Origin of the sequence: Methylobacterium sp. CCH5-D2, from assembly GCF_001556475.1 — a bacterium.
Lineage (GTDB): Bacteria > Pseudomonadota > Alphaproteobacteria > Rhizobiales > Beijerinckiaceae > Methylobacterium > Methylobacterium hispanicum.
Genome location: NZ_LSIX01000044.1, coordinates 1 through 10,846, shown reverse-complemented (window position 1 = coordinate 10,846; position 10,846 = coordinate 1). Strand labels below are relative to the sequence as shown.

The window sequence follows — 10,846 nt, the reverse complement described above, 5'->3', positions numbered from 1 at the left end:
GCGCCACGCGCTCCAGCGCCTGCCCCAGATCGTAGGCGAAGTAGCCGATCGCCCCGCCCGGGAAGATCTCGTCGGCGGGGTCGGTCCGCCAGGGCGCGAGCGCGGCGCGCAGGGCCTCGATCGGGCCGCCCGGCACCGGGCGCCCGTCGAGGGTGGCGCGGCCATCGCGAAAACGGAAGCGCCCGAACGGGTCGGCGGCGACGATCGAGTGCCGGCCGAGCGTGGCGTGCGGCATCGCGCTGTCGAGGAAGGCGAGCCCCGGCAGGTGCCGCAGCCGCGCCGCCGCCGCGGCGGGATCGCAGAACGGGATCTCACGGGTCCACATGGGCGTCGCGTCTCGTCTCCGGGGGGCCTGGCCGGCCTCTGGCGTCCGGCATCCGCCGGGACACGCCTCGCACAGGCGGTGCCGCGGGGGAAGCGGGCACGGAGCCGCCCTGCCCTGTCGGCGCGGAGACCGGACGCGCGGAAACGGCCCCGCGCAAGGTGCCGGGGGCGTGGCCCAAGATCGTCGGATCGGGGGGACGCGGGACGCCGCGAGGCCCTGACGCAACGTTGCACAAAGGCCGGCCGCCCGGCGTCCCGCGGATGTGCACCCGGTCGAGCGCTCCATCCGTATGCGCGTCGCGGTGTCCGTTACGCCGGGGTCCGATCTACGCCAAGCTGAGAGGAGGTCTGGGCCGGTGCGCCTCGTGGAGGCGCCCCGGGAAGAACCCTCGCCGCTTGCGGGCGAGCTTGCGTCGTGCACCGTCCCGTAGTGGATCGGCGCCGTAGGCTTCAGCCCACCGCCCGGAAGGCGATCCGAGGATCGCGCGGGGTCGGCGACCGGGGCATTTCCGCGCCCGCGCGCTGCCCGGTCCGTGCCGGCGGCATGTCGGTCCCGCGTCCGGGGCTGCCGCAGCCGACGGCAGACGCGGGCACCGGCCTGACCGCACGCCGCGCCCCGGCGGCTGACCGGGAAAGCGCCCCGATGCGTCTCAGGACGCGCCGCGGCCAGGGCACGGCAAATCAGCATAGAATAGGAATATTTTAAAGTTGTAGAGATGCGAGGAGGGCTGCCGTGTGGCCGTATCGTATGCGGGAACCCCTCCGCACTCTCCCTCCCCAGCAGAGTGGGGAGGGAGCGCATGGACCGCCCGCCCTGCATGGGAGCCCCGCCGTCGGTCCGGGCTCGCAACGCGCGCGCGATGCCTGTATAGGGGCGAACGATTCCAGATTTCACGCGATCAGCGCGCGGCGCGGGCCTTCGGGAGCCTTGCGAGGCCGCGGCGCCGTTTTGGACGAGCCATGACCGCCTCCCCTGCCCCCTCACCGAAGGCCAGCGCGCCACGGATCTCCTTCGTGTCGCTGGGCTGCCCGAAGGCGCTGGTCGATTCCGAGCGGATCCTCACCCACCTGCGCGCGGAAGGGTACGAGCTGGCGCGCAAGCACGACGGGGCGGACGTCGTCATCGTCAACACCTGCGGCTTCCTCGATTCGGCGAAGGCCGAATCGCTGCAGGCGATCGGCGACGCGATGGCCGAGAACGGCCGGGTCATCGTCACCGGCTGCATGGGCGCGCAACCGGACGAGATCCGCGAGAAGTACCCGAACCTCCTGGCCGTCACCGGCCCGCAGGCCTACGAGTCGGTGGTGGCCGCCGTGCATGAGGCGGTGCCGCCGGCCCACGACCCGTTCCTCGACCTGATCCCGCCGCAGGGGGTCAAGCTCACGCCGCGGCACTACGCGTATCTGAAGATCTCGGAGGGCTGCAACAACCGCTGCACCTTCTGCATCATCCCCTCGCTTCGCGGCGACCTCGTCAGCCGCCCGGCCGGCGACGTGCTGCGCGAGGCCGAGAAGCTGGTGAAGGCCGGCGTGAAGGAACTCCTCGTCGTCTCGCAGGACACCAGCGCCTACGGGATCGACACCCGCTACGCCACGAGCCCCTGGCGCGACCGGGAGGTGCGGGCCCGCTTCTACGACCTCGCCAAGGAACTCGGCGAGCTCGGCGCCTGGGTGCGGCTCCACTACGTCTACCCCTACCCGCACGTGGACGAGGTCATCCCGCTGATGGCCGAGGGCAAGATCCTCCCCTACCTCGACATGCCGCTCCAGCACGCGAGCCCCTCGGTGCTCAAGCGCATGCGCCGGCCCGGCAACCAGGAGAAGCAGTTGGAGCGCATCCGGCGCTGGCGCGAGACCTGCCCGGATCTGGCCATCCGCTCGACCTTCATTGTGGGTTTTCCCGGCGAGACCGAGGCCGAGTTCGAGGAACTGCTCGGCTGGATCCGCGAGGCGAAGCTCGAGCGCGTCGGCTGCTTCACCTACGAGCCCGTGAAGGGCGCACCCGCCAACCACCTTGCAGAGGCGGTGCCGCCGGAGGTTCAGCAGGAGCGCAAGCGCCGCTTCATGGAGGCGCAGCAGGGCGTGGCCCTGCGGCTGCAGAAGGCCAAGGTCGGCCGGCGCCTACCCGTGATCATCGACTCGGTCGGCGGCAACGTGGCGGTCGGGCGCACCAAGTACGACGCGCCCGAGATCGACGGCAGCGTGCACGCCAGCTTCCGCCGCCCGGTCCGCCCGGGCGACATCGTCACGGTGAAGATCGAGGACGCGGGCGCCTACGACCTGCGCGGCAGCGTGGTCTGACGCGCGCTCAGGCGTTCTTGCGCGGGCGGTGGTTCGGGTCGACGCCGCCCTCGCGGGTGGTCTCGTTCTCGACATCGCCCTCGAAGGTCGAATCCGCCTCCAGGTCCTCCGGGTCGCGGCCCGTCATGCCCTTCGAGGCTCCGATCCCGGGATTGCCCTTGAGGTCGGCGTCGCTCGGGGTCTCGGTCTTGGCGTGCTTGGTCGACATGCGGCCTCCATTGTCGGTTGCCGGGGTCAACGCGGTGCGCGCGGGGCGGTCACGGCGCTGCGGCCGTTCGCCCCGATCGGCTCAGGCGATGTCGGCGAGCCGCACGCGCCCGATGCCGGCCTGCCCCATCCGGGCCCAGGCGGCCGCGACCGAGCCGTCCCGGTCGATGCCCCGCACGGCGTCCGCCACCACCACGGCCTCGAACCCGGCGGCGCGGGCGTCGAGCGCGCTCCAGGCGACGCAGAAATCGGTGGCGAGACCACAGAGCACGACCCGGGTGAAGCCGCGCTCGCGCAGGTAGCCGGCGAGCCCGGTGCGGGTGGTGCGGTCGGCTTCCAGGAAGGCCGAGTAGCTGTCGATCGCCTGGGTGTAGCCCTTGCGGATGACGAGTTCGGCACGGGCGATGTCGAGGCCGGGCGCGAAGGCGACGCCGGGCGTGTCCTGCACGCAGTGCTCCGGCCAGAGCACCTGCGGGCCGTAGGGCATCGCCACCGTGCCGAAGGGCTCTTGGTCCGGATGGCTGGTGTGGAAGGAGGCGTGGCCGGCCGGGTGCCAGTCCTGCGTCAGCACCGCGTGGGGAAAGCGTGCCAGCAGCGCGTTGCAGGGTTCGACGACGGCGTCGCCCTCGGGGACCGCCAGGGCGCCACCGGGGAGGAAATCCACCTGCACGTCCACGACGAGCAGGACGTCGGTCTCGCGCACGCTCAGCATGGGACTCCCCCAAGTCCTGGATACCCAAGGGCCGAGCCCTCGGGCGGGTCCGGGCAGAGCCCGGGATCTTGACCCGGAATCCAAGGATCCCGGGTTCGCCGGATCAGGGCAGCATCACGGTCGCGCCGGTGGTCTCGCGGCCGGCGAGATCGCGGTGCACGGCCTGGGCCTCGGCGAGAGGGCGCTTGGCGTGGACCGGGATCTTCACGGCCCCGCTCGCCACGACGCCGAACAGGTTCCGGGCCATCTCCTCCAGCACCGGGCGCTGGCTGGCGAAGGTGAAGAGCGTCGGCCGCGTCACGTAGAGCGAGCCGCGCGGGGCGAGCAGTCCCAGGTCGAGGCCCTGGATCGCGCCCGAGGCCGAGCCGAAGCTCGCGAGCAGGCCGAGCGGCGCGAGGCTGTCCAGCGAGCCCATCAGGGTCGCCTGGCCGACGCCGTCGTAGACCACCGGCACGCCCTTGCCCCCCGTGATCTCGCGCACCCGCTTGGCCACGTCCTCCTCGCGGTAGAGGATGACGTGGTCGCAGCCGTGCTTGCGGGCGAGCTCCGCCTTCTCGGCCGAGCCCGCGGTGCCGATCACGGTGGCGCCGAGGTGCTTGGCCCACTGGCAGGCGATGAGGCCGACGCCGCCGGCGGCCGCGTGGAACAGGATCGTGTCGCCGGCCTTCACCCGGTAGGTGCGGTGGAGCAGGTACTCGGCGGTGAGACCTTTCAGCATCATCGCGGCAGCGGTGGCGTCGTCCACGCCCTCCGGGATCTGAACGCAGCCGGCGGCCGGCACGATCATCTCCTCGGCGTAGCTGCCCTCGGCCGAGGCCGTGGCGACCCGGTCGCCGACCTTGAATCCGGTGACGCCCTCGCCCACCGCGTCGACGGTGCCCGCGCCCTCCTTGCCGGGGGTGAAGGGAAGCTGGGCCGCCTTGTAGGCGCCGGAGCGGAAGTAGATGTCGATGAAGTTCACGCCGATGGCCGTGAGCTTCACGCGGATCTGGCCGGGACCGGGCTCGCGCCGCTCGACATCCTCGTAGGCCATCACCTCGGGGCCGCCGTATTCGTGAACCCGGATCGCCTTGGGCATCGTCTCGTCCTCGGATGAAGTTTCCCCCGCGCCCGAGATAACGGACGCCGCGCCCGGCGCAATGGTGTTAGGGAAGGCGGCAAGACCGATACGGGCAAGACCGATACGGAACCGGGGAGACGACGATGTCCGACGAGGCGCTGTTCGAGAAGGGCCTGCCGATCCGCCGGGCGGTGCTGGGCGCGGACTACGTCGATGCGTCGCTGGCGAAGGCCGACCCCTTCATGATGGCCTTCCAGCGCGCCACCACGAGCTGGGCCTGGGGCTGGGCCTGGGGCGACCCCACGCTCGACCGCCGGACGCGCTCGCTCCTCAACCTCGCGATGCTGACCGCGCTCGGCAAGCCGGCCGAGCTGAAGCTCCACGTCAAGGGCGCGCTCACCAACGGGGTCACGGTCGAGGAGATCAAGGCGGCGCTCCTGCACGCGACCGCCTATTGCGGCATCCCCGCGGGGCTGGAGGCCTTCAAGGCCGCCCACGAGGTGCTGGTGAAGGAAGGCGCCATCTCCGCCGAGTCCCCTGCCGAGACCCCCGCCGCGCCGGCGGCCGAGTGATCGCCCGGGAGCGGCCCGCATGAAGACCTGCCTGATCCTCGACGACTACCAGGACGCGGCCCGGCATTTCGCCGCCTGGGACCGGCTCGCCGGCCGCGTCGGCGTGACGGCCCTGCACGAGACGCTCGCCGACCCGGACGCGCTCGTGGAGCGGATCGGAGGCGCCGAGATCCTGGTGATCATGCGCGAGCGCACGCCCTTCCCGGCCTCGCTGCTGGCGCGGCTGCCGACCCTGCGGCTGCTCGTCACCAGCGGCATGCGCAACGCCGCCATCGACCTCGCGGCGGCGAAGCGGCAGGGCGTCACGGTCTGCGGCACGGCGAGCCACCCGGCGCCCCCGGCCGAGCTGACCTGGGCGCTGATCCTCGGGCTCGCCCGCCGGGTCGCGCCGGAGAGCGCGGCCTTGCGGGCGGGCGGGCCCTGGCAGGCGAGCGTCGGCACGGATCTGGCGGGCGCCCGGCTCGGCATCGTCGGGCTCGGCAAGATCGGCACCCGGATCGCCCGGGTGGCGCGGGCCTTCGACATGGAGGTCGCGGCCTGGAGCCCGAACCTCGACGACGCGCGGGCCGAAGCGGCGGGCGTGCGGCGCGCGCCCTCCAAGGCGGCCCTGCTGGCGGAGAGCGACGTCGTCACGCTCCACCTCGTGCTGTCGGAGGCCACGCGCGGCCTCATCGGGGCGGAGGATCTGGCCCGGATGAAGCCCACCGCCTTCCTGGTGAACACCGCACGCGCCGGCCTCGTCGATCAGGCGGCCCTCGTCACCGCGCTCAGCCAGAACCGCATCGCGGGGGCGGGACTCGACGTGTTCGAGACCGAGCCGCTGCCCGCCGACAGCCCGTTCCGCACCCTGCCGAACGTGCTGGCGCTGCCCCATCTCGGCTACGTCAGCGCGGCCAATTACCGGACCTACTTCTCGGAAGCGGTCGAGGATATCGAGGCCTGGCTCGCCGGCGCGCCGGTGCGGGTGCTGGCCTAGATCGGCGCCCGCCCTCCGCGCGCGCCTCGCCTTACCGCCGCGCCAGGGTCTGCGGCTCGCCCTGGCCGCCGGGGCCTGCCTGCCCGGTGAAGGCGTCGCCCGCGCGGCCGAGCTTCTCGCCGTGGGCGTAGAGCGCCTGCATGTAGCGCTGGTCGAACGGGCCCGGCGCGGTCGCGGTGAAGCGGCCGTCGATCTCGGCGACCTGCAGATCGAGGCCCTCGCGGCGGCCGAAGGCGCCCGAGAGCGCGAGCGCGTCCTGCAACTGCGCCTTGATCGCCGCCGACATCGCCCGGCCGAGCACCGAGAGGGTGGTCGGGCGCGCCATCTCGAAATGCGGCCGGGTGCTGTTGTTGACCACCACGTAGACCGTGCGGGCCGGGATGCGCACGAGCTGCGCGCCGGTGAGCGCCGCGGTCAGCGCCCGCTTCGGCGCGAGGTAGAACGGCGCCGTGGTGCCGCCGTCCGCGTGCAGCTCCCGGATGGCGCGCCCGTCGGCCAGGGTGGCGTCGATCGCGACCGGCGGGAACACCCCCGGCACCGCCGAGGAGGCCAGCACGATCGACCGGAACAGGCCGAGCGCCTTCGGGTCGGCGCCCTTCGGCCCGGCCGAGGCCGCGATCGCGCCGAGGTCCCAGAGGACCGGGCGGCCGCTGTCGATCTCGGTGGTGGCCACCAGAAGCCGCCGCCCCTTGGCGTGCTCGGCCGCGACCGCCTGCAGGAGCGCCGGCGTCACCGCCCGGTCGATGCGCCGCTTGAGCGGCCAGGTGTCGGTGAGCGCCACGTCGGAGCCGCCGAACTCGAACACGTCGGCCGCCGTGATGGTGGTGTAGGCCTCGCGCAGGGGGGCGTCGCCGGGCCGGCCGACGAAGGCGAAGGGCGCGATCAGCGCGCCGGTGCTGACGCCGGTGATCACCCCGAAATCCGGCCGGGTGCCGGCCGCGCTCCAGCCGGCGAGCAGCCCGGCCGCGAAGGCGCCGTCCTCGCCGCCGCCCGAGAGCACCAGCCAGGGCTCGGCCGCCGCGGGGGCGTCGTCGATCAGCGCCTGGAAGGCCGCCGGCTCGTCGCCCGGGATCCGCACCGGGCGGTCGAGCCCGGCAGGCCGGGCCGCGGCCATGTCTTCGGCCGTGAAGGCCGCGCGCGTGCCAGGCTTCTCGACGGGCTTTTCGGCAACCTTGGCTGTATTCGGTCCGGCCAGGGACAGATCGGGAAAAGCAGCGGACAGCATGCATGCCGCCGCGAGCGCCGCGATGGGCCGCCGTGTCAGTCCGGACATGGCTCGTGTCCCGTATCAGAAGTGCCCGCCTCGCACGAAGAACGCCAAGACTATTGTCAAGTTCCGATCCTTCCGCCCCCGATGCCGCATTGCTGTGCCGACAGGCACCGCGACCGCCCGTGCGCCGCCGCTTGAGGGACCTTTGAGGGACCTTCGGCGGCCCCGCGCCGGACCCGCCCGAGGACAGGACGAAGGGACGGCTTTACCTCGGCCGAAGCCTCGCCATAACGGGGACACAGAAGACTTCGGGAGGGACGACCCATGAAACTGCCGCGCCGCTTCTTCCAGCCGCTCGCCACCGGCGCGCCGGCCCCGTTCCGGGACCTGCCGGTCCGGCTCGAGCGGATGATCCACTTCGTGCCGCCCCACGTCGAGAAGGTCCGCGCCCGGGTGCCGGAACTCGCAGGCAGCGTGGACGTGGTGCTGGGCAACCTCGAGGACGCGGTGCCGATGGACCAGAAGGAGGCCGCCCGCAAAGGCTTCGTGGCGATGGCGCGGGCGACCGACTTCGCCGCCACCGGCACCGGCCTCTGGACCCGCATCAACGCCCTCAACTCCCCCTGGATTCTCGACGACCTGTTCGAGATCGTCTCCGAGGTGGGGTCCAAGCTCGACGTGGTGATGGTGCCCAAGGTCGAGGGGCCCTGGGACATCCACTACATCGACCAGCTGCTCGCCCAGCTCGAGGCGCGCCACGGGGTCGCCAAGCCCATCCTGGTCCACGCGATCCTGGAGACGGCCGAGGGCGTGGCCAACGTGGACGCCATCGCGGCGGCCTCGCCGCGCATGCACGGCATGAGCCTGGGGCCGGCCGACCTCGCCGCGTCCCGCGGCATGAAGACCACCCGGGTCGGCGGCGGCCATCCCGAGTACCGGGTCATCGCCGACCCGGCGGGCGAGGCCGCGCGCGTCTCCGCCCAGCAGGATCTCTGGCACTACACCATCGCCCGGATGGTGGATGCCTGCATGGCCAACGGCATCAAGGCCTTCTACGGGCCCTTCGGCGACTTCTCGGACGGGGCGGCCTGCGAGGTGCAGTTCCGCAACGCCTTCCTGATGGGCTGCGCGGGCGCCTGGACGCTGCATCCGAGCCAGGTCGCCATCGCCAAGCGGGTCTTCGCGCCCGATCCCGACGAGGTGGCCTTCGCGGCCCGCATCGTCGCGGCCATGCCCGACGGCACCGGCGCGGTGATGCTCGACGGCAAGATGCAGGACGACGCCACCTGGAAGCAGGCCAAGGTGATCGTGGACCTCGCCCGGCTCGTCGCCGCCAAGGACCCGGAGCTCGCCGCGATCTACAAGCTGGACTGACATCCCGGGGATCCCGAAGGGCCTCCGGGCCCTTCGGCGGGGTGTTGGGGCGGAGCCCCGGATCGGCTTCGCCGGACGACCGGGGCCAGGATCGCGAACCTTGCCCGGACCCGCCGAAGGTCCCGGACCTTCGGGATCCATGACCACATCCCCGATGACCATCCGCGATGCGGCCACGGCGCCCGATGACAGGGCGGGGGCTTGCGCCTATCTGACGCTGCATGACGCATCAGGACACGAACACGGATCAGGCCCCGGCAGCGCCCGGCTTCCGCACGGCGAAGTTCGGCATCGGCGCGGTCGTGCGCCACCGGATCTACCCGTTCCGCGGCATCGTGTTCGACGTCGATCCGGTCTTCGACAACACCGAGGAATGGTGGCTCGCCATCCCCGAGGCGGTGCGGCCGCGCAAGGACCAGCCCTTCTACCACCTGCTCGCCGAGAACGCGGAGACCGAGTACGTCGCCTATGTCTCGGAGCAGAACCTCCTGCCCGACACCTCCGGCGAGGCGCTGCGCCACGCCGGGATCGGCGAGATGTTCGTGCGCGACGACACCGGGACGTACCGGGTGCGGGACCGGGCGCCGAACTGAGTTTTCTCGGACCCAAGTCGGGAGCGATGCGCGCCGCGGACCCCCTCTCCCCGCGCGCGGGGAGAGGGGGAAGCCGCTTCATTCGAAGCGGGCATCCGGAAGCCCGGCGTGACGAGAAAAGGCCGGGCACCCGCCCGGCCTTTCCCTGTCGCCATCGATCTCAGTCCCCGCGCGGGCGGGGGCGTCCCGTCCGGAAACCCTCAGGGCTTCGGCGCGGCGGCCGCGGCGGGGCCCTTCTCGGCCTCGAGCTTCTTGCGCATCTCCTCGGAGCGCTTCTCCAGCTCGGCCTGGAGCTTCTTCTGCTGCTCCTCGAGCACCTTCGGGTCCATGGCCGGGCCGTCGAAGGCCTTGCCGAAGCCCGCCAGCGGCACCGCGAAGGTGACCTCGCGCTGGGTCTGGTTCTGCACCGAGACGTTGAGGGTCGTGCCCTTCTTCATCGCGCCGATCAGGCCCGCCTCGACGGCGCCGGCCTCGGCGAAGCAGCCGTTCGGGAAGCAGACCGCGAACTTGCCCGGGGTCGCCTGCTGGCCGTCCACGTTGAAGCGGATGCCCGGCTGCAGGAGCAGGCCCAGCGGCAGCAGGAAGCGCACCACGCGCACCTCCTGCTTCGTCTGCGGGTTCTTCATCTCGTAGACGGCGGCGGCCAGCACCGGCTGGCCCTGGTCGGAGACGAAGTCGCGAGTGGTGTAGCAGATGTCGGTGCCCGAGCCCTGGTCCTTGCCGCAGACCTTGGTCCAGTCGGCCTGGCCCGGCTCCGACTTCACGTTGATGATCTGCGGGCCGTTGCCCTGGGGCTGCGCCGTCTGGTTGGTGGGCGCGGTCGGCGCCGGGGCGGCGGGGGCGGGGGCCGCCGCCGGCTTCTTCGGCTGGGCGAACGCCGGCCCGGCGAGGCCCGCGATCGCGACGATGGCGGCGGCGCGCATCAGATGCGCAGGACGGGTGGCGAACGGCATCGTCTTCAGACCCCTCTGGGTTTCGCTTGGCTGGTGCGCGCCTCGCCGGACGACGAGGCCCATCGTGACGCAGGACCGTGGACCTTCGCGGCGTCGCGGCGGGCGCCGGTCCGGCTCCCGTCCGCGCCCCGGCGCGGGAACCGTCCGGCGCGATGCGCGTCGCGCCCGGCCCGGCGGGCCCGCAAGCCCGACCCGGGGCGACCGGGCGGCCTGCTTTCCCGCCGATTGAGGCGAAGGCATGACACCGGCGACGCGGCACCGGAGATCGGGTGAGTCCGGGGCCGCGTCGGCGCGTTAGCGCGCCGTTAACCATGCCGGGGCATCGATGGCAACTCGCGGCGGCCCCGTCGCGCCCCCGAGGGAGACGACAGGTGCAGGCGCAGGCCACGGCGTTCCGGCGCGAGACGTCCCCGCCCGATCCGGCGGCCGGACGGGAGCCGGCGTCCGGCGCCCTCCTCGCCGGCCCCTTGGCCGGCTCCGCCCCCTTGGCCGGCTCCGGCCCCTTGGCCGGCTCCGCCCCCTTGGCCGGCTCCGCCCCCTTGGCCGGCTCCGGCCTCGCGGGGC

Annotated in this window: 10 protein-coding genes and 1 pseudogene; 5 read left to right on the top strand and 6 right to left on the bottom strand. The window is 72.7% G+C overall.

All coding sequences use genetic code 11. The annotated features are described in order from the left end of the window. A pseudogene (locus AX737_RS01040) lies at nt 1-325 on the bottom strand (aminodeoxychorismate synthase, component I); the annotation flags it as partial. A 959-nt stretch (nt 326-1,284) separates the two neighbouring features. On the opposite strand from AX737_RS01040, the gene rimO reads away from it, so the two are divergent. Continuing rightward, nucleotides 1,285-2,625, top strand: coding sequence for a 30S ribosomal protein S12 methylthiotransferase RimO (gene rimO / locus AX737_RS01035; protein ID WP_066918306.1), 1,341 nt, complete (start codon nt 1,285-1,287; stop codon nt 2,623-2,625). Between the two features lie 7 nt (nt 2,626-2,632). Here the strand turns inward: rimO and AX737_RS01030 are convergent, their stop codons facing one another. The 3 genes from AX737_RS01030 to AX737_RS01020 form a co-directional block, all read right to left on the bottom strand. After that, nucleotides 2,633-2,833 carry a hypothetical protein gene (locus AX737_RS01030; protein ID WP_066918304.1) on the bottom strand — a complete coding sequence of 67 codons (201 nt, stop codon included), beginning with the start codon at nt 2,831-2,833 and terminating at the stop codon, nt 2,633-2,635. 81 nt (nt 2,834-2,914) lie between these two features. Beyond that, entirely contained in the window at nt 2,915-3,544 is a 630-nt protein-coding gene (gene pncA / locus AX737_RS01025; protein WP_197430410.1) for a bifunctional nicotinamidase/pyrazinamidase, read from the bottom strand. Nucleotides 3,545-3,647: 103 nt separating this feature from the next. Then, a complete protein-coding gene (locus AX737_RS01020) occupies nt 3,648-4,622 on the bottom strand; it encodes a quinone oxidoreductase (RefSeq protein ID WP_066918302.1) in 975 nt (324 codons plus the stop codon). Between the two features lie 125 nt (nt 4,623-4,747). Here AX737_RS01020 and AX737_RS01015 point away from each other — a divergent pair, with 125 nt between their 5' ends. Then, nucleotides 4,748-5,176 carry a carboxymuconolactone decarboxylase family protein gene (locus tag AX737_RS01015; protein ID WP_066918300.1) on the top strand — a complete coding sequence of 143 codons (429 nt, stop codon included), beginning with the start codon at nt 4,748-4,750 and terminating at the stop codon, nt 5,174-5,176. A gap of 19 nt (nt 5,177-5,195) precedes the next feature. Next, on the top strand, nt 5,196-6,152 hold the full coding sequence (locus tag AX737_RS01010) for a D-2-hydroxyacid dehydrogenase family protein (RefSeq protein WP_066918298.1): 957 nt from the start codon (nt 5,196-5,198) through the stop codon (nt 6,150-6,152). 31 nt (nt 6,153-6,183) lie between these two features. Here the strand turns inward: AX737_RS01010 and AX737_RS01005 are convergent, their stop codons facing one another. Further along, complete coding sequence (locus tag AX737_RS01005) at nt 6,184-7,377, bottom strand: patatin-like phospholipase family protein (RefSeq protein WP_245293373.1); 1,194 nt, start codon at nt 7,375-7,377, stop codon at nt 6,184-6,186. A gap of 309 nt (nt 7,378-7,686) precedes the next feature. On the opposite strand from AX737_RS01005, the gene AX737_RS01000 reads away from it, so the two are divergent. Then, nucleotides 7,687-8,736 carry a CoA ester lyase gene (locus AX737_RS01000; RefSeq protein ID WP_066918294.1) on the top strand — a complete coding sequence of 350 codons (1,050 nt, stop codon included), beginning with the start codon at nt 7,687-7,689 and terminating at the stop codon, nt 8,734-8,736. 221 nt (nt 8,737-8,957) lie between these two features. Further along, complete coding sequence (hspQ, locus tag AX737_RS00995) at nt 8,958-9,329, top strand: heat shock protein HspQ (RefSeq protein ID WP_066918292.1); 372 nt, start codon at nt 8,958-8,960, stop codon at nt 9,327-9,329. Between the two features lie 200 nt (nt 9,330-9,529). On the opposite strand, the gene AX737_RS00990 is transcribed toward hspQ, so the two are convergent. Continuing rightward, complete coding sequence (locus AX737_RS00990) at nt 9,530-10,282, bottom strand: invasion associated locus B family protein (RefSeq protein ID WP_066918290.1); 753 nt, start codon at nt 10,280-10,282, stop codon at nt 9,530-9,532. Nucleotides 10,283-10,846 lie beyond the last annotated feature (564 nt).